Origin of the sequence: Paenibacillus sp. FSL L8-0638 (genome assembly GCF_038593075.1) — a bacterium.
Lineage (GTDB): Bacteria > Bacillota > Bacilli > Paenibacillales > Paenibacillaceae > Paenibacillus > Paenibacillus polymyxa_D.
In genome coordinates, this window is sequence record NZ_CP151960.1 from 706569 (window position 1) to 726847 (window position 20279).

General features: G+C 45.1%; 13 protein-coding genes. 6 read left to right on the forward strand and 7 right to left on the reverse strand.

Annotation, left to right across the window (positions count from 1 at the left end; translation table 11 throughout):
• Window positions 1–121 precede the first annotated feature (121 nt).
• Entirely contained in the window at window positions 122–2164 is a 2043-nt protein-coding gene (locus tag MKY35_RS03150; protein ID WP_342445571.1) for a serine hydrolase domain-containing protein, read from the forward strand.
• A gap of 36 nt (window positions 2165–2200) precedes the next feature.
• Here MKY35_RS03150 and MKY35_RS03155 read toward each other — a convergent pair whose 3' ends face one another.
• The 3 genes from MKY35_RS03155 to MKY35_RS03165 are packed head-to-tail and all read right to left on the reverse strand — an operon-like array spanning window position 2201 to window position 6197.
• The gene (locus MKY35_RS03155) at window positions 2201–3397 is read right to left on the reverse strand and encodes a Ger(x)C family spore germination protein (RefSeq protein WP_342445572.1); all 1197 of its coding nucleotides are present in this window, start codon (window positions 3395–3397) and stop codon (window positions 2201–2203) included.
• Window positions 3390–4493, reverse strand: a complete 1104-nt coding sequence (locus MKY35_RS03160; protein ID WP_342445573.1) for a GerAB/ArcD/ProY family transporter — start codon at window positions 4491–4493, stop codon at window positions 3390–3392. The genes MKY35_RS03155 and MKY35_RS03160 overlap by 8 nt, the downstream gene beginning before the upstream one ends.
• 24 nt (window positions 4494–4517) lie before the next feature.
• Window positions 4518–6197 carry a spore germination protein gene (locus MKY35_RS03165; protein ID WP_342445574.1) on the reverse strand — a complete coding sequence of 560 codons (1680 nt, stop codon included), beginning with the start codon at window positions 6195–6197 and terminating at the stop codon, window positions 4518–4520.
• A gap of 400 nt (window positions 6198–6597) precedes the next feature.
• On the opposite strand from MKY35_RS03165, the gene nirB reads away from it, so the two are divergent.
• Window positions 6598–9027 (forward strand): nitrite reductase large subunit NirB, encoded by a 2430-nt coding sequence (nirB, locus tag MKY35_RS03170; protein WP_342445575.1) that lies wholly within the window; start codon window positions 6598–6600, stop codon window positions 9025–9027.
• A 39-nt stretch (window positions 9028–9066) separates the two neighbouring features.
• The gene (gene nirD / locus MKY35_RS03175; RefSeq protein WP_029515880.1) at window positions 9067–9396 is read left to right on the forward strand and encodes a nitrite reductase small subunit NirD; all 330 of its coding nucleotides are present in this window, start codon (window positions 9067–9069) and stop codon (window positions 9394–9396) included.
• A gap of 68 nt (window positions 9397–9464) precedes the next feature.
• Here the strand turns inward: nirD and MKY35_RS03180 are convergent, their stop codons facing one another.
• The 3 genes from MKY35_RS03180 to MKY35_RS03190 all read right to left on the reverse strand — a co-directional run bounded on the left by MKY35_RS03180 (window position 9465) and on the right by MKY35_RS03190 (window position 15349).
• The gene (locus tag MKY35_RS03180) at window positions 9465–10835 is read right to left on the reverse strand and encodes an exosporium glycoprotein BclB-related protein (protein ID WP_342445576.1); all 1371 of its coding nucleotides are present in this window, start codon (window positions 10833–10835) and stop codon (window positions 9465–9467) included.
• 233 nt (window positions 10836–11068) lie between these two features.
• Window positions 11069–14959 carry an immunoglobulin-like domain-containing protein gene (locus MKY35_RS03185; RefSeq protein ID WP_342445577.1) on the reverse strand — a complete coding sequence of 1297 codons (3891 nt, stop codon included), beginning with the start codon at window positions 14957–14959 and terminating at the stop codon, window positions 11069–11071.
• Window positions 14960–15007: 48 nt separating this feature from the next.
• Entirely contained in the window at window positions 15008–15349 is a 342-nt protein-coding gene (locus tag MKY35_RS03190) for a tail fiber protein (protein WP_342445578.1), read from the reverse strand.
• 246 nt (window positions 15350–15595) lie between these two features.
• Between MKY35_RS03190 and MKY35_RS03195 the strand changes: the two genes are divergently transcribed.
• From MKY35_RS03195 to MKY35_RS03205, 3 genes are read left to right on the forward strand one after another with little or no spacing between them, the layout of a single operon-like run.
• Complete coding sequence (locus tag MKY35_RS03195) at window positions 15596–17296, forward strand: spore germination protein (protein ID WP_342445579.1); 1701 nt, start codon at window positions 15596–15598, stop codon at window positions 17294–17296.
• Window positions 17297–17318: 22 nt separating this feature from the next.
• A complete protein-coding gene (locus tag MKY35_RS03200; protein ID WP_342445580.1) occupies window positions 17319–18413 on the forward strand; it encodes a GerAB/ArcD/ProY family transporter in 1095 nt (364 codons plus the stop codon).
• On the forward strand, window positions 18410–19609 hold the full coding sequence (locus MKY35_RS03205) for a Ger(x)C family spore germination protein (protein WP_342445581.1): 1200 nt from the start codon (window positions 18410–18412) through the stop codon (window positions 19607–19609). Before MKY35_RS03200 ends, MKY35_RS03205 begins: the two co-directional genes overlap by 4 nt.
• A 64-nt stretch (window positions 19610–19673) precedes the next feature.
• Here the strand turns inward: MKY35_RS03205 and MKY35_RS03210 are convergent, their stop codons facing one another.
• Complete coding sequence (locus MKY35_RS03210) at window positions 19674–20222, reverse strand: PadR family transcriptional regulator (RefSeq protein WP_342445582.1); 549 nt, start codon at window positions 20220–20222, stop codon at window positions 19674–19676.
• Between the last annotated feature and the right edge of the window lie 57 nt (window positions 20223–20279).

Sequence of the window (20279 nt, forward strand, 5' to 3'; positions counted from 1 at the left end):
TCATGTTGTTTAGGGATTGTTTTTTTTCGTTTAAGGGTGTTTTTTTATATAGAATCCTCGTTCATTGTATGATCAGGTCAGTCATAAAATCTGGTGAAGCTATAAGAGGAGGAAATATGGAATGAAGAAAATAATAGCTGTGTTCGTTTCTGCTATGCTTTTTGTACTGCCGATGACGAATACTTTTGCTCAAGGCACTGTTGAACCTATCAAGGAAAAGGCTCGCAGTCTGGCCTCGGAGCTGGTATCCAAATACGGTGCTAGCGGTGTGCAGTATGCCATTATGGACCAAGGAAACATCGTATTATCGGATAGCGTGGGGGTAAAGAATAAAGCAACTAACGAGCAAATCACCAAAGATACGATGTTCGGTATAGGCTCTACAAGCAAAATGTATGTATCTGCTGCAACGATGATGCTGGTGGATGCCCATAAGGTAGATATTGATCAGCCGCTAACTACATACATTAAGGACTTTAAAATGTCTGATGAAAGATACAAACAAATTACACCGCGTATGCTGTTAAATCATTCATCAGGTCTTTATGGTACTCACTATAAAAATAGTATGTTATTTAATGACAATGATACAGAAAATCATGATGAGCTCTTGCTAAGGTTGCAATCAGAAACTTTAAAATCAAACCCTGGCGAATATTCCGTATATACCAATGATGGGTTTCAATTGCTTGAAATATTAGTTGAGCGGGTGAGCGGTCTAAGTTACACCGATTTCTTAGCAAAGCATATGAATACCCCTTTGGGTTTGAGATCTACCAAAACATCTCTCGATCAATTTGATAGACAACAGCTGTCCAAAACTTATTTTCCTGCGATTGAGGGGGCCTTACCGGTTGAAAATGCCAATGTCATCGGGACAGGTGGGTTATACTCCACCGCAGAAGAGGTGGCTATGTTTTCAGAAGTATTGACGGGGAACAGACCCGATATTTTATCTGTACAATCTGCGAAGTCCATGCAAAGTCATGAATATCGAAAAGGAATATGGGTACCTGAAGAGACAAACAGCTTTAATTATGGACTTGGTTGGGATGCGGTTCAGTTGGCACCGTTTAGTGATTACGGAATAACTGCGTTATCCAAGGGTGGGGATACTGTTTTGTATCACTCTACTTTGATCACCATACCAGAGCATCATATCTCTATGGCTGTGCTTTCATCTGGAGGGTCTTCCATCTTAGATAATATTTTTGCTTCTAACATTTTATTGGAACTTTTAAAAGATAAGGGCATCATTAAAGACATCGTACCGGAGAAAACATTTGAGCCTCCTGTAAAAGCAGAAATGCCGTCTGATTTACTTGCATATTCGGGATTATACGGTTCTGTCGGTACTACCATTAATGTAGACATTAAAAATGGTGAGTTTGATTTACCTGCTTTTTTTGGGGGATTCGTCCCAGCGCAAAAATATGTGTATATAGGCAATGGACAATTCAAAAGCAGTGATGGAAGTGTAGTTGTAAGCTTTGACAAACAAAAAAACGGGAAAACGTATATTAAGGCTAACCTATATTTAAACTTTCCGGGATTAGGTCAAATGGTTATGGCGACTTATGAATATCAAAAGCTAGATGCCAATCCTGTAAATCCCACAGTTAAAAAGGCATGGGAAAACAGAAACGGGAAAATTTATTATGCTTTGGATGAAAAGATATCTTCCATATTTTATCTGGCCCCCTCATTTATAACGAAAAAAATATCCGTTGATCATGATGGATACGCAAGTGGTACTAAAATTGTGGATGAGAATAAAGCAGTAAATGCCGTTGAGATTCCAGTTATGAGTGGAAGAGATGCATTTGATCTGAATTTTTATACCAAGGATGGTTCGGAGTATTTAACCATAGATGGACAATCCTATATCAGTGAAGATGCTGTTAAACCTATCTTGGGAGGAAAATCAGTGTACACCATACCATCTAATGGCCAAGCCACATGGTATAAAACAGATAAAAACTCAGCCAATAAAACGATGACTGTTGATTTTCCAACAAGCGGAGGGTTCGCTGTCTATGATGAAAACGGAGCAGTTGTACAATTTTCAACTGCTAGCAATAACAATTCGGTTGTACTGCCCAAAGGTGGCTTGATCGTTTTGGGTGGCAATGCAGGGGATGTATTTAAAATCAATTTGAATTAAGCATGTAGCCGCTCCTGGAAATCAGGAGCGACTATTTCATTCAGCAGATGAACCTAAATCCGTAATGGATAATTTTATATCGAAGGTTACGGGTATTTTGCCGAATTTATAATCCCAATCATCCTTTACTTTTTTCCACACCTGCGGTTTCTCAATATGCAAATGGTCACCAAAACCGGCAACATCGACTTTATATTCTGACTGTAATTTGTGCATAAGAGACTTAATCCTACGAGTCACTTGTTCTTCAAACTCTTTCTCAGCCTCTTTCATGTTTCGTGTCTCAGTCGGGTCCGCTTTATCATCCCAGTTTTCGATTAAACGTCCCTTGGATTCAATTTTCACGTGAAACGAGATATCGTTGCCCTCGGTCACCTTCGTTGTTATTTTGCTTTTTACTGATTTGATCTCGTAAGTTATGGCTTCATTTCGCTTGTTGTATGTTTTGACAGCTCCGCCCTTTACATCACCTGTAATCCATCCAATACTCTCCACGTCTTGTTGTCCCAAAGTACCCATCCAGTGCCCGGTATCTCCTTTAATAATGCCGGCACCTGAAAATTCTAATTCTCCATCTGATTCAGTGATGTTTTGCAATATATAGCTTTTTTTGGAATGCATCAATCCATCCAATTCAGACAAATTGACCCCCCTCATTATCTTGCTAGTTCTGAAATGGTTACGAACCATATACAGAATATGAATGGATGGGACTTCCTCCTTATATTTGGTAACTAAAGTATTAGCTGCTCGTCCCTTGCTTAAGAAGACCAAACAACTCGGACGAATATCATTATCACGAAGCACAAAATCCATTAATTGCTGCATCGTCTGTTGTTTTGCCAGCTCGGTGGAAACCACCATGACCTTTAGATGGTGACCAATAACCGGACGATCCAAACGGAGAGAGAGCTGCCGGAAGATTTCAAGCAAGGAATCCCCGGTGCTAGCTACATTGACATAGTTTGGTCCTTGTCCACCGGCGCCTTGTTGATTGGGGCTTCCGGAAGATTTTTGGGGAACGATTTGTACGTTGGCGGTAATTTTATTTTTCTTGAAGTAACGGCTGCCTTTCTTCTCCAGATCCTGTTCCAATGGACTGAGCTCCCCCTGATCCAGAGAAAGTCCTGTATATATGCTAAGTTCCTCTACTTCTTTGCTGCTCCAGCAGCCGACTTGAGTCACCAGAAGAATGAAGGCAAGCAGTAAAGATAGGATGGGTCGTCTACACATTTTGCTTCATTCCCTTCTTCCTAATCATGAACACGATGGAGAGAAATACCGGAATCAAAATAAATAATAGGATTCCCATGTATCCGATTGCGTCGCCCAGGCTAAACACTTCCATCATACGAACAGGAGTCATTGTGGAGATAAAGATTAGCGGGATTAAGCCGAAAATCGCATAACGATATTTAAGGCCAAACACCTGGGAAACACCTAAGGATGCATTGAAGAAAAAACTGCAGAAATTACAAAACATTTGCATCATCCAGATCACTAGCAGCGGAAACTCTAGCCGTTCAAAAAGAAATCCGGGGATTTCAAAACTGCGCATCAAATTAATGGTAGGCCAAGTACTTGTCACAGTGGAATCTACCGATAGCCCGCCGACCACCATAACTACGGTCAAAAAGTACAAAACCAAAGGGATACTGATCCCCACCGCCATGGCCTTAAATGCCTTTTCGGGATGCTGCATAAAAGCGACCAGTGTCATGACAACTTCACATCCACTGAAAACAAGGATAGTTGATTTCAATCCCTTGATGACGGGTAAAACCCCTTCACTCAATACGGGACGAAGATGATCAATTTCAAAAATCCTTAAGCTAAAGAGAAAACAGAGAAGCAGAAAGAAGAGACTGATCGGAAGTACAATCTGGTACAGTCGCGCGATGGGATTAATGCCTCCAAAAACCAAATAACTCCCTACCCAGATAAATGGAATCACAATCGCCCAGATGGGTGTGCCTTCGAGTAGAAAAAACATGGTCACTTCGGCTAAAACACGGATTTCAAAGCCGGCGATGATTAAAAAGTATATAATTAATAAAACGCTTAAAAATCCTCCCGGAATAGTGCCCGCGATTCTTTTGGAATATTGATACACGGTGTTTCCAGGAAACTGTCGACTTAATTTCACCATGATCCAGACGACGAATATGACAATCCCCCCACCGATAAGGACAGAAAGCCATGCATCAGGAGTCTGTACCTGTTCAGTTACACCCCTCGGCAGTGTCAAAATCCCTGCGCCCAATACGGTATTGGTCAGGAATACAGCCGCCTGATTCGTTGTGATCTTGTCATCAGAGCGTCTAAACACAGTAGCTCCTCCTTCGTCTTGGCATCATGGTCTACGTTTGCGTTGCTGTGTTTTCATCATAACAGGTCTTCGTTTCATCAGAGATATAGGAGCCCGGATGTACAAATCCTTCCAATCGCTTGGTCGCATGGGAGAAAAGGGAGTTACATACGGTACGCCAAAGCTTTTCAACTTCGTCAGATGGATACAAATTAACAGAAAGAACAATATGGTTCCGAGCATGCCCAGAAGTGCTGCAAAGAGCATTCCAACAAAACGCAAAAGACGCAAGGTAATGCCCGCACTGTATGTCGGTATCGAAAACGAAGAAATGGCAGTAACCGCAACCACAATCACCAGGAAGGGGCTGACGATGCCCGCATTTACAGCAGCGTCGCCGATGACCAAGCCTCCCACAATGCCCATTGCAGGACCAATGGGTTTGGGCAATCGGATGCCGGCTTCCCGCAGGATTTCGATCGAAATTTCCAGAATCATGACTTCAATGACGGAAGGAAAAGGGACGCCTTGACGGGTCTGAATGATGCTAATGACCAGCTTGGTCGGAATCAAACCGGGATGAAACGAAATAAAAGAGATATACAAAGCAGGGCCCATCAGCGCTATGAAAGCTCCAAAAAATCTCAGCAAACGTAAAAGTGAACCTGGAATCCAGCGTTCATAATAATCCTCGGGAGATTGAAGCAGCATACTGAAGGTCACCGGGACAATAAGTGCAAAGGGAGTCCCGTCCAGAAGAATGGCTATTCTTCCTTCCAGTAATGCATTAATGACACGGTCGGGTCGCTCTGTGTTGTGAACCTGCTGGAACGGACTTAAGTAATTGTCTTCAATGAGTTGCTCCACATAACCGGATTCAGCCAAAAAATCCATATCTATTTTTGATATTCTGCGGTTTACTTCTTCAAGAAGATCCGGATTCACAATATCCTTGATGTACGCGACAACCAGATCCTTTTTGATTCGGCTTCCCACTTGAAATTTCTTCATTTCCAGACTTTTATTTAAGCCCTGGCGTCGAAGCATCGAAGTATTTTCACTTAATACTTCCGTAAAACCGATTCTGGGACCCCGAAGTAGTGCTTCAGAGGTTGGCTCATTAACGGAGCGAATGGCGCCATTAGGCGAGCCTACCAGTAGTGCTTCCTTCATTCCTTCAATTAATAAGGCGGTATGACCTAAAAGGATGAACTCGTGCAGTTCCTCCATACTGGTAACTTCACTAATTTGCGTAAGTGGCATCAAGCTATCTTTTATAAAAGAGTTACTTATACTTTCCGGCTGTTCCTGTTGGTCCTGCTGGCCCTCAAACATCAAGACCTCCAATACCTGATTGCTCATAAGCTTTTCATCCTGCATACCTTCTATGAAGACTAATACGGACCGAGCATGAAATTTTTTTAACATAAACTCACGAAAATGCACATCACTATTTCCGCCTATAGACTCTCGGATCGAATTTAAATCGGAATCGTAATTCCCTGTAATTTCAGAGTTTGGTTTATTCTGTTGATCAATGTGCCCTTCGTTATTTTCATCGGAGAGCGGCCGACCGGAAGAATATTTGGATTTCGCTCCCTTACTACCGACAAACGAATAAATTGAGGTGTTTATATAATAAATCCCTAAAGGAATAATCAACGCGAGGCCTGCTTGAAAGAGTATACTCCAGCTCGGAATATAAGAAATTATTTTAGACCACAAGATGACCACCTCCAAACGATTCAATTCTAAGATACAAGTTGTCCCTAAAGTATTCCTTATAAAGGTTGTATTTACACATGAACTGGAAAGATTCGTTCGATGACCAGAGCAAATGAACTACACTATTTTTAAATCTAATCATTACGGCAGATCTCACACCAAACACTTCTGTTTTTGTTTTAGGGCTATCTAGCACTGAGAGTCAGCGTGGAGAATGGTGCAAAACCCCTTGAAACGGAATAGGGAAATCCCTAAACATTCTTAATGCGAACCACATTGTGATTATAATCACATATAGCTCTATCTGCTATATTAAAATAGAAGCATAAACAATATTCATTAGAAACGTAGAGATGTCGTCGGATAGGAAGTAGCGTCGAATGAATGGAGGAACCGGTATATGATAAACAGTAAAAAGAAGCTTGTGGTTATAGGGAACGGGATGGCTGGTATCAATACGGTCGAACAAATTTTAAAATTAACAGATAAATATGAAATTACAGTCCTAGGAAGTGAGCCGCATCCGAACTATAACAGGATCATGCTCTCTTATGTGTTGGAAGGTAGTAAAACAATAGATGATATCATACTGAACGATTTGCAATGGTATGCGGATCAAGGGATTACTTTATATACAGGAAAAATGGTGAAAAGCATCGACGGTGAGAACAAGAAGATTCTCACCGAAGACGGACTGGAAATTGATTACGATGTGGCTTTGGTGGCTACTGGTTCACAATCGTTTATTCTGCCTATTCCGGGTAAAGAATTACCGGGAGTTATTGGTTTCCGAGATATCGCCGATTGCTCGGCAATGCTGGAAGCGGCGAAGACCTATAAAAAGGCCGCTGTCATTGGTGGAGGTCTGTTGGGGCTGGAGGCAGCTAAAGGCCTGGTCAATCTGGGGATGGATGTTACGGTCGTTCATTTAATGGAAGATTTGATGGAACGTCAGCTAGACCGGGAAGCCTCTGCGATGCTAAAAGCAGAACTGGAACGCCAGGGAATCAAGTTTGCTATGCAAATGCAAACTTCGGAGGTGTACGGTCAAGATCGGGTACAAGGACTGCGGTTTTCAGACGGAAGCGAGCTGGAAGCGGATTTGGTCGTTATGGCGGTTGGGATCAAGCCTAATATTCAGGTAGCTGTGCAAAGTGGTATGGAAACGAACCGTGGTATTGTAGTCGATGATTTGATGAGAACCTCTGTGCCGAATGTATATGCTGTAGGGGAATGTGTTGAACACCGCGGAATCTGTTATGGTCTGGTAGCTCCGCTGTTTGAGCAGGGAAGTGTCATTGCCAAACATTTGGCAGGCGCGGAAACTGAAGGTTATATGGGATCGGTGGTCTCCACCAAGCTCAAAATTTCAGGGGTGGATGTTTTCTCAGCTGGCGAATTCATCACCCAGCCTGAACATACGGTGATTGTGGCGAAGGATGAGTGGAAGCGCACCTACAAAAAAGTGCTGCTTCGTGAAAATAAGATTGTTGGAACTGTACTGTTTGGCGATGTGAGTGAATCTGCTAGCCTGCAGAAATATGTGCGTCAGCAAACGTTGATGACAGATGAAATATATGGACAGCTCATGGGTACTGGATGCAGCAATCACGGGGCGAAAACATCATCCGCTGAAACGATGGCCGATGATGAAATTGTGTGTGGCTGTAACGGTGTAACTAAAAAGGCGATTGTGGATGCAATTAATGACAATGGATTGACTACAGTCGATGAAATTAAAGCATGTACCGGAGCAACGCGCTCCTGTGGAGGATGTAAGCCGGTAGTGGAGCAGATTCTACAATATGTTCTTGGAGACAGCTTCAAGACGTCAGCCAAGCAAGGAATATGCGGCTGCACAACATTGAGCCGGGACGAGATTGTGGAAGCGATCAAAACCAAAGGGCTGACAACTACGCGTGAAGTGATGAATGTACTCGGTTGGCATAATGATGAAGGATGCTCCAAATGCCGTCCGGCGCTGAATTACTATCTGGGAATGATTAACCCGGATACCTATGAAAATGAGGGAGATTCCCGGTTTGTAAATGAGCGATTGCACGCGAACATTCAAAAGGATGGAACGTTTACAGTTGTTCCTAGAATGTACGGCGGTGTAACGACCCCAGAAGATTTGAAGAAGATAGCTGATGTTTCTCTTAAATACAACGTTAAGGTCGTTAAAGTAACAGGAGGGCAGCGGCTTGATTTGATCGGTGTCCGTAAAGAGGATCTGCCTAAAGTATGGGAAGAACTCGATATGCCGTCGGGATATGCCTACGCAAAGTCACTTCGTACGGTTAAAACCTGTGTTGGATCGCAATTTTGTCGGTTTGGCACACAGGACTCGATGGGAATGGGAGAAGTGTTGGAACGGAAATTCGAACGACTGGATTTCCCGGCAAAATTCAAATTAGCGGTTAATGGATGTCCACGCAACTGTGCAGAATCATGTACCAAAGATATCGGAATCGTAGGTAATGATGGAGGCTGGGAGATCTTTATCGGTGGTAATGGCGGTATTAAAGCACGGTTGGCTGATTCACTCTGTAAAGTGAAAACCGACGCCGAGCTGATTGATATTGTAGGCAGCGTAATGCAATTCTACCGGGAAACAGGGCAATACCTGGAACGTACTTCGGAGTGGGTGGAACGGATCGGTCTGGAAGAGATTCAGAAAGCAGTCGTTCATGATACAGCTAATCGCCAAGCTTTAGTAGAACGTATCGAATTTGCACTGCAACAGGTCGAAGACCCTTGGAAAAAGATCATCAATGATGAGGATTCACGCAAGAATTTATTCGAGGTTGTCACCCCGTCTATTGTGTAATTGTATCTAAAATGCCTGAGGAAGGGAGCAATCAAGCAAATGATCAAAAATGCCGAATGGCTTGTCGTCGGTCACAGTAAGGATTTCCCGATCAGAATAGGACGTACCATCCACATCAAAGGTGTCGAAATTGCTGTTTTTCGCACTTCGGAGAATGAGCTTTATGCCGTTGAAAATATCAATCCTCATCCCAAAAGAGGTCCTCTTACAGAGGCGATAGTATCTGGTCATTATATTTATGATCCTTTATATGACTGGAAAATTGACCTGCAGACAGGCATCGTTCAAGAGCCTGATCACGGACAAGTTAAAACGTTCGCTGTTTGTGAAGAGGGAGAAGAAGTAAAAATATCGCTCGAAACGGTTTAGTTCATCTGATGGAATACAAATAAAAAGGGCCCAACAGGACAATCCTGTTGGGCCCTTTTCGGCTTGGATCAGGTAATGGTAATGCCTGCACTCGCATAACCCACCACGGTGTTGAGGAGGGAGGCTCCTGTAGCCGTTGCTGAGAAGACCATAAGTAGACGGGTCTGCGCGGTTACGGGTATAGCCAATTCGGTAGTAATACCACTAGAGATCGTTCCCAAAGCAACAATGTCAGTCAGTGGGGGAGTCAATATAACGGTAGCTCCGGGAATCGCTGTGAAGGAATTATTAGGTGTTGGGGAACTAAACAACTGGGCAGTAATGCTAACGGATGATGCTAAGAGGGTCAGAGCAGCCGTTGTACTGAAGTAACCAGCAATAGAGGTAATTACGCCATCCCGTGGTACGGAAAAAGCAAAGTTAATAAGCGGTCCTACAAGCGTACCTGTGAGGTCAATGGTATCGCCTACGAGGTCAATACCTGTAGCTGAGCTTCCGAAGCCGATCAAACTTGTGGTTCCTACCAGTCCACCAAGAACAGTTGTCAGTGTAGCAGGCCCTCCGGAAGCAAACGGGATGATGGCTCCCGAGCCGGTGGCTCCCGAGCCGGTGGCTCCGGTAATCCCTGTAACGCCCGTAACACCCGTGGCCCCAGCGGGTCCGACAGCGCCAACTGCGCCCGGTAGACCATCGGGCCCCGTAGCACCCGTAGCGCCGACAGGTCCGGCAGGGCCTTCCGGTCCAGCGGCCCCGATAGGCCCAGCGGGCCCAGCGGCGCCCACAGGTCCAGTCGCTCCAACAGGTCCCGCAGGCCCGTCAAGGCCCACAGGTCCGGCCGCTCCGATAGGTCCGGGAGGCCCTTGTGGCCCTGGTCCACCTGCTGGTCCAGGCGCACCGCCGGGTCCCACCGGTCCTGGAGGTCCTGGAACCCCTGGAAGCCCTGAAAGCCCTTGAGGCCCTGGGGCTCCTTGTGCACCGGGCTCCCCTGACAAGTATGTTTCACCTAATACGTTGCTAACCATCGTTCCAGCGATTCTGATCGCGTTGATTAAGCTGTCTTTAAGAGCAGGATCGAGGGATTCTTGTAAAACGATGGATAATAAGGCATCCAGTAATTGTTGCAGTGCAGTACCTACGCCGATCGGCGAGAAAGGTGTAGCTTCTAACGCAACAATAGCAAGCTCCAGCGCTGCCAGTATGTCTGCCTTGGCCCCGCCGCGAAGCCTTAAGCTTTTCGCCAGAGACAACAGACGTCTTAAAACCTGTTGCAAGGAAGATACATTAGCCGCAGAAGGGTTTGCGAACACGATGGGGATAATCGCGGTCATTTCATTAATCAGCCTGAGAAGATCTTCGATACTTCTATTTACTCTTGTTGGTTTACAGTCTTCATCTTTTTTTGATGCACCACTGAACCTGAACGGTTTTTTATGTTTCATGCTCAAATATCTCCTCCTGATCGTTCTTCCTACAGTAGAGGTGACAGGTGGTTCATCGCCCCGTTTCGCAGATACTCATAATATATTTTCTGAAGCGAAAAGGGTGAATAACCAAGCAAAAATGATTGTTGAAGGCTCGTACGTAAAATACACATAAAAAATACGGCCCCCGAAAAGCTTGGAGGCCGCGTTGTATTGGCTATACTCATCTGATCTATGAAACTTGAAAATTCTTATTTAAGCATACGTACTAACAGTTCAGCCATCTCACCTCTGCTGATAGCCGCTTTTGGCTTGAGCGTTCCATCTGGATAACCGCTGATCCAGCTGGAGGATACTGCATTTTGGAATGCTGCGGAGGCCCACGCTGAAATCTGCTGCTCATCCTTGTAGGATTGCAGTGCAGTAGTGCTGGAAATGGATGTCTGATTCTGAATCGCGTGTGACAGGATCACCATCGCCTGTTCACGGGTAAGGCTCTCATCAGGTCCGAAAGTTTGAGCGGTTAGCCCTTGAATCCATCCCTGACGGTAAGCAGAATCCACAGCTGATCCAGCCCAGTGTCCCTTCATATCTGTAAATGAGGTAGAAGGGCTCTCATCTCCAGCAGTTCCCAATGCTCTGGTCAGTATGGCTACAAATTCTGCACGGCTTACAGCGCGCTCAGGACGTATGTTGCCGTCTTTATAGCCTTGTATCCAGCCTTTGTCTGCAAGAGATTGCAAGGACTTCGCAGCCCAATGGCCTTGTACATCTGGCCATACTTGAGCTAGCTCTTGCGAATCTGACGAATTGATTGGGGCATTTTGCACACGGGTATGATCGGTTTGAGGCTTTGCATCTGTGGCGATGGCAAAGGTACCTAACCCGGTCGTATTCAGACTCACACCCGACAAAATCCCGTTTGAATCCATTACAGCAGTACCTTTTAGAATCTCACGCTCGCCATTCTCATGAATAACAAGAATGGAGAACTGGGGCTCTGCATTGTGTAACTCACCTAAGGATTCGTTATCCAGCGGTAGAATGATGGTCGATGTCCCTATCACATTGGCTTTGATGTCTGTAACCGGACCCATCAGCGTCAGGCTGGATTGTTGCTCAGCCCAATCACGGATCTGCTGTGCACGCTGTACATCTACCTGCTGGAATGACAATGTAACGTCCTGCTGACCTGAGGCCATGCTGGTTAAGGTGTCACTGGATATCCTCAGTGTTCCATATCGGGATATTACCGATGCACCAATCTTATCCCACTTATTCAGTAAAGAATGAGGAAGGAGAACACGACTCATTTGTTTTTCCTGCTCCAAACGAATGTCTGCGTATGCTTTGCCCTCACGAAGTGCTTGCTGTATCTGCTCATCCAGAAATGCCGGCGAAGGAACAAAGAGGGAGAACTCTTTCCCTTGTTCGGAAAATCCGATCTGTGGCACGAAAGCAGATAGATCCTCAGTCTTATCTTTGTTAGATTTGCCTGTATTCGCAATTTCCTTGGCAGGAACGGTGACTTCTATGGCTTGCGTCAAAGCATGAGAACCATCACTTACCCTCATAACATCCAGCATGATAGTTACAACGGAAGGAGTACCTGTTTGAACAATAGTTCCGTCTGTACGCACGATGTCTGGCTGGCTACTGCTGCTGATAGTCACACGGAAACCATCAGGTACAACAGGCAACCTGAGCAGTGTATCACTTGTTGTAGGAGCGGGTATGTTTGTGATGGAATCGGCAACGCGCTGCGCAGTTAACCCTTGTGGATACACCAGCCCTGACGGAGCGCTCTTCATGCCATTTATGTTCTGTAGCACATAGTAGCTGGCTCCTTCAGGAACGGGTATAAATGTATATCTACCCTCTCCGGAAGCAATTCCTTCCGCTATAAGCTCCTGCTGAGCATTGTACAGCTCAAGCCGTGCGTTCGGTAAGGCGCCTGTAACGATCACAGAGGCTATATCCTCATTGCCTGCTGCGGCTGTAACAGCACGAGGCAGCACGTTTATATGGCGTTCTGCAGGCTCTGCCGTCCAACCCCCGTTGTCGCTATAAGCATAGTTCAATACATATACACCAGGTACATTTGTATCAACATTCCCGCTACCTGAAAGCTCAGGGAGCAGGATATTGCCGTAAACACTGTCCAGTACGCTGGCTCCTGGATCAGTGAAGCTGTCGCCGGTTTCCAGAACAATTGGATTACTGCCGTTCAATCGTACGTAAGGTGTATTCGGCAATGCCTTCAGCACTGTGATCGTGAATGTTCTTTGTACAGAAGCTGCACCTTTAGAAATAATGGCAATTAATTGTACATTCGCATCACCGTCTGTATATTTAGGCCGATTCACCTGACCGCTGTTGCTGAGGATATCTGGTTGATCCGAAGACCAGTCAATCTGGGTGTCAAATGCTCCTGTACGAGGCAGAGCAATGGAATCCTTAATCCCTTGCGAATAATCCAAATTTAGTGTATTTGCTGCCAAATTTACGGCTTCATCAGCACTTACGGGCAGTGCGGGCACGAGCAGGCTGAATGTTTTTCGCAGCTCAACCCCGCCTCGTGACACAACTGCTTCCAGCGTGATGGTCTGATCGCCTTGCACATAGCTTGGGAATGTTACATGCCCCGTATGATCCAGGAACTGGGGCTGAGTCGATGACCATGACACCTGAACACCATTCAATGCGTTTTTTGGCAAATATACGTCTCCGGTTACTGTAGTCATTGGCAACTCAAGCGTCCTGTATGCTGCGTCAACGGCTTCTGTATCGCTCATGGGCAGACGGAATACATGCGCAGTAAAATTCTTTGTTTTCGTTAAGCCTGCAAGTTGCAGGGTAGCCGTTAGGATAACGTCAGTATCTCCACTACTATAAGAGGGTCTGGTGAGTGTTCCATCTGCTGCAATGACAAGAGGTTTGGACGAGGACCATTCGATCTGCGTACCACCATAACCGGATAATGGGAGAGATATATTTTCTGTCAGCGCAGACAAATCGCCAAGCGAGAGGGCGTCTGCTGCTTGATCCAATGTATCTTGTGCAGTTTTCTTCGGTACGGTAACTTCGAAAGTTTGAGTATCCGAGGCGGTTCCTTTTGCAATCGTAGCTGTCAGTTTTACTTTTCGGTCACCCAGATCGTACCGCGGGCGTGTGACAGCCCCCTCATTCGTAATGACGTCAGGAGTATCCGAACTCCAGCTCACCGTCGTATCATTCAATCCAGTGAGGGGTAGTGTAAGATTTTGAGATACCGAATCAGCTGTATCTCCAGATGCGAAGCCTAAAGCAAGAGTGGCTTTTGTCTGTGCAACTCTCTCGGCATCGGTAAGTATAATCACTTTAACCTCTGAGGGAGTGCTCTCCCCTTTAGCATTCACAGCCTGAACCGTATAAATTGCTTCACCTGGCGGCAATGCTGAAGTGTCTATGAATTGGGTTAAGCTGCCTGTATAGAGCGTTACGCTATCTCGTATGACTTTGTATGATGTTGCATAAGGAACAGCATCCCAGCTTAACTCCACTGTATTTGCATTTTTGGTTCCTGCAAAATGGCCCGGAGCCTGTGGAATAGGCAATCGCTCCCCATAAGCTGCGAATTCCATGATGGAAGCCCATTGATTGTTTCTTGCATTTCCTTGATCAATAGTTAATCGCAAGTATCGTGTAGTTACAGGGGCAATGCTCTTTTCAACATTAGAGCTTCCATTATTCTGGACGGTATCAACAGTCACCCAATTAATTCCGTTGCTGCTTGTCTGCAATCGGAAACTGTATGGATCACGTTGATCGTTCCACCCATAATGGACACCCATACCTGTAACAACATATCGATCTACGATATACCAGTCTCTCAGATCTACCTGAATCCATTTTTCACCGTTGCTCGCTTGATACCAGCGGCTTGTCGGTTCGATTGACCCATCCACAGCCTTGGAGGGATCATAGGGCTGGGTGTAGCCACTTGACGTTGTTGGTTTGTTAAACACTACATTTTCCCAACCAGCAGCATGGGCTTCATTCGTCCCTATGAGCAGGAACGCACCACCGATCAATGGCATGAGTGGAACCAGCACACGGTAGGGTTTTAACTTATTGCGTGTGAAGCTATTGCCTTCAAGCACGCCATCACCTCTTCTTTATTAAATAGCACACATATTGATGTATTTATATTATGGGCGGGAAGGGTATGGCCCCTCGGTAGCGATGTAGTAGTTTACATTCGGCAACGGGGAAGCTCCGCGCAAGTCAGGCAATGCAAATGTACGCACTCCATCACCGCCAAAATTAGTGCCCAGCAGGCTGAATAATACTGAATTCTGAGAAATATCCAGGAGCTGACCCTCGCATTTTATCCAGCCCTTAGGAGCGTACGTATACGGGTACATCGTAATTTCCCCAATATAAGGCTCGGGCGATGCTTGAGCCTGTTTGGGACTGATCGCCGTTCCCCCTAACAAAATGACCGCTAACAAACTCAACACAGCGGTTTTCTTCCAATAATGATTCTTCATACCTACAACTCCTTTTAGATTTCGAATAATGGCCCACGAATTCAACAAATTTGTGACATTAGTCATAGAATGAATAGATATTATCATGGATTTCCACTTTTGCAATACAGTTCATCTATCAAATTCACCTTTTTATTCCTTTTGTGAGTAAAGAAATTTATTCCATCTGGTCCATCTTTCATGCATCTTTTTTCTAATCCAGGTAAATCTATATACAAATCCTATGGAAGTGAGGGAGGAAAGAACGTGTGGCAGGTCATCGGAACTCATGCGCCCAAATGGAATGTGTGGGTGGAAGCCATCTTTTTGTTCATCATACCTTTGGTTATTTTTATGACAGTACGACAACTCAAAGCGCTGGATGGTCGAGAGAGCAGACGTATGGAACGATTAAAGCTTTTAGAAGAAGAAGATCGTTCGGAGCAGGCAGATCGTAATCCGTCTGTCAGTGAGGCTGAGAAGGAAAAGGGAACCTTTACCGAAGATTATGAGGCGAATATAGAAAAAGTCAGACAAGCTGTCTCGGATATGTCGGATGTAAACGAACGATCTATTTTTCTGGAAAAACTGAACGCTGTAGGTACACTTTTTTTTGTGGATGGATTAACAGATAAGGTTGGCATGGATCAGAACATTTTAAAGCCACTGATGGATTGGGGGAGTTCCGGGCAAGGGGGGGAAGATCTTCCGAGAGGAGAAGAGCTTCGGGATATGTTTATTCGTCAGGTCATGCTGGTATCGGAGACAGAGTATACGTTAGAGGTGCAGTTCTCCTTGCAAAAAGTGCTGTTTGGTTCTGTCATACTCATAATTCAGGGCATACCAGGGGCTTTTGTGTTGGGTACACCCAAAGGGAATACACGAGGGGTGGAAGACCCTATATCGGAATCGGTGCTGCGAGGACCGCGAGTAGGTTTTACCGAGACCCTCAGCGATAATACGGCAATGCTGCGCAGACATGGAGAAAGTACGGAACTGGCTATGTCGTCCTTCAAAGTTGGAAAAAGAGTGGAAAAACAGCTAATGGTGGTGTATTTCAGAGATATTGCCGACCCGGAGCTTGTAGATGAGGTGAAGCGGCGGGTCCAAACCATTGATATGGATGAGGTGCTGGAGTCGGGCTATGTGGAGCAGCTTATTGAGGATAATTTTCTTAGCCCCTTTCTGCAAATTCAAAATACGGAGAGACCGGATCGGGTCATGGCTGCATTACTGGAGGGACGTGTGGCGATTCTGCTGGACGGTACACCTTTTGCGCTTCTTATGCCAGTAACGTACGGGATGATGCTTCAGTCTCCAGAAGATTATTATGAACGATGGATACCGGGGTCGCTTATTCGGTTCCTCCGTTTTATGGCAACCTTCATATCGCTGTTTGCCCCGGCGCTCTATATCTCCTTTATCTCGTTTCATCCCGGATTGATTCCAACCAAGCTGGTCATTTCGATTATCAGTGCGAGACAGGGGGTCCCATTTTCGACACTGATTGAGGCCCTGATTATGGAAATCTCCATCGAAATTTTACGCGAGGCAGGACTTCGGCTCCCCAAACCCATCGGTCCAGCGATGGGCATCGTTGGCGGTTTGATTATTGGACAGGCCGCTGTTGACGCTGGGATTGTAAGCCCGATTCTCGTTATTGTGGTGGCTGTTACGGCGATTTCTTCCTTTTCAGCCCCTGTATACAGCGCTGGGATTTCCATGCGTGTCATGCGCTTTGGAGCCATGTTTACGGCGGCCACCTTCGGGTTGTATGGCGTAATCATGTTTTTCCTAATGCTAAGTATTCATATGGTTAAATTACACAGCTTCGGTGTGCCGTTCCTTAGTCTAACGACCCCCCGTTCGTTGAAAGACTGGAAAGATTACTTCATACGAGCACCGCTGCAATTTATGAAAAATAGACCCATTCTATTGAAGCATAAAGACCCTAAGCGACAAGGATGAGCTCAACACAGGAGGGAGCAAGATGGCCCGTGGGAAAAAAGCAGATAAGATTACAACGTTACAGACAACGGCAATTGTGGTTTCCTTTATGCTGGCTGCCGGGTTGCTTACCCTTCCCAGAGTAGCAACTGAAGTTGCAAAAACACCGGACGCGTGGATATCTGTCATTTTAGCAGGGGCGGCCACTTTCTTGGTTGGATGGATTATCATCAAACTAAGTTCACGGTTTCCAGAAAGTACCTTTTATCAGTATGTTCAGCGGATAACAGGCAAAGTCATTGGCAAAGGAATTGGCATGCTGATTGTTATTTATTTTGTTTGTATAGCCGCATTTGAAATCCGATCTGTGGAGGAAGTAACGTCGTTCTTTCTGCTTGAAGGCACTCCGGCGTGGGCGATTTCAGCACCTTTTATGTGGCTCTCTCTGTACCTATGCATGGGAGGGGTGGGATCGTTAGGTAAAATGTGTCAATTAATATTCCCCATTACGGCAGCTATCTTTTTGTTGATATGCTTGCTGAGTTTAAATATTTTTGAAGTAAATAATTTGCGTCCTGTTTTGTCGGAGGGGGTAATGCCAGTGCTTAAAACTCTCAAGACTACAATCCTGACATTAACGGGGACAGAGTCCTTGCTGATTATTTTTTGTCGGATGGAAAAACCCGAGAAAGCAACCAAGGCAATCGGACTGGCGATCGGGATCGCGGTCGCTTTTTATACAGCAACGCTGATCCTGTGCATTGGCGCTTTTTCGTTCGAAGGAGTCTTGAGCAGAACCTGGCCATTTTTAGATTTGGCTCGTAGTTTTGAAGTGGAGTACCTGTTATTGGAACGGTTCGAATCCTTATTGTTGACCATTTGGATCATGCAAATTTTTTCCACATTTAGTATTGCTTTTTATTGCGCTTCGCTCGGAGTTTCTCAAATTTTGAATAGCTCTTATTCCAAGACACTGTTCATTTTGCTTCCGATCATCTACTTCCTGTCCCAAATTCCCAAAAATCTGAATGAGTTATTTTCTTTTGGAACGATCCTGGGGAATGCAGCTTTCATTTTATTCGCTCTGCTTCCACTGCCACTGCTGCTTATTTCTCGCTGGAGGAGGGTGCGGTCATGACGAGGGCACGGTCAGCATTACTCGGAATGGCTGCTCTCCTGATATGCAGTATACTTTCAGGCTGCTGGAGCAGTTCTCCGGTGGAGGATCTGAATCTGGTGACAGGCATTGCTATGGATATAGCGGAAGAATCTTTGCAAGAAGAACAAATTAATCGAAAAGGAGGAGATTATCCAAAGAAGGAGTTAATTACAGGAACCTTTCAATTTATCATTCCAGAAGAAAGCGGTGGCTCCAACACTTCTTCTCCACAAGCTAAAAAATTTTTTAATATTACGGAAACGGGAGATTCCATTTTTGAAATGATCAGAGAAATTTCATTGCGGACTAATCGTCCTCCCATCGGGCAACATTTGAAAACGATTATTATCAGCTCAAGTCTGCTTCGCAAGATTCCCTTGTATGAGTTACTGGACTTTTCCTTGGGGGATAATGATATTCGGCTCAGCGTACAGTTGCTGATTAGTACAGACAAGGCGGGGAATACGCTTCAGGAGAAAATTCCTGGTCAGATTCCTGCTTATATTTTAAAGGATATATTCCAAAACCGTAAACGGAACGCACGGTTGATAAAGCCCGTGGCTTTGGCTAAAGTGATCGGACCCATGAAGGGTGAAAGAAGCTTTATATTACCTAATGTCATTACGGCGGAGAATGAAATCAAGCTCGCAGGTGCGGGAATCATTAAGGGAAAGACGCAAACCTACGGTGGTTATCTGAATGAGTCAGAGGTTGAGGGTCTTATGTGGATCAAAGGCGATCTGAAGGGAGGCGTGCTGAAAAGCAGCGATCCGAAGACTGGAAAAAATATAGCATATGAGATCAAAGCGGTGAAAAGCAAGATTAAGGCCATCGTTCAGGGGGATGACATTTTCTTTCAGGTAAAAATGACCTCAGAGGGACGCATTTCGGAGGTGCACATAAAGAATGAAAATTTGCGCAACAACAAAGTGCTTGGACAAGAAGAGAGTCTTTTTCAGGAGAAAGTGAATTCATTAGCTGAACAAACGTTAGCTAAAATGCAAAAGCTGAAGGTTGACGTCGGAGGTTTCGGAGAAGCCTTGAGGATTCAGCATCCTAAAGTTTGGCGTAAGGTCAAAAAGGATTGGGATACCACTTTTAGCACCATTCCTGTACGGTTTAGCACAGATATCCATATTGAGGATTACGGCTCTTCGATTACGACGGCAGACTAGCCTGCACGTATTTTAGAAAAAACTTCAATACCACGAATCTACGTGGCGTTGAAGTTTTTTTAGGCTATTCAAACAGGAACAGTGTTTCTTCCAGCCACGTAATATAGCTTTCTTCCCGATTAATGGCACGGCTCAGCACCAGATAATGCCCGAATTGGTTAGAGCCGGGGGATTGAATGTTGTCGTCCAGCTGTTGGAGGGATTTTTTACTTTCGTACAGATACTCCAGTTTTTCTTTACGTTTGGCAATCTGGTCCTCGAACAATTGCTTGTTCTCTTCCTTGGGGATGGCCGCTGAGAAATACAGCATAAGCATAAACTCATCTTTTTCCGTTTCCGGTAACTCCTTGGGGCTTAGCAGCCATTCGGTCAGCTCTTGGGTTCCTTTGGGGGTAATGCAGTACAATTTTTTTTCCAGCTTGGCTCCTGTAATGGAGGTGCGATATTCAATGAGTCCCTCTTCAGTCAGCCTTTTTAACTCGGGATAAATCTGACTGTGTTTGGCGCTCCAAAATTGTCCGATTTCCTGCTTGAATTGGCTCGTAATATCGTAGCCGCTCATTTCCTCTTTGTGAACTAGGCCCAAAATGGCATATTTTAAAGTGCGTTTCAACGTAGCTCTCCTCGTAAAACGGTATTTGACACTAGTATACCACAGTGCTACAATTTA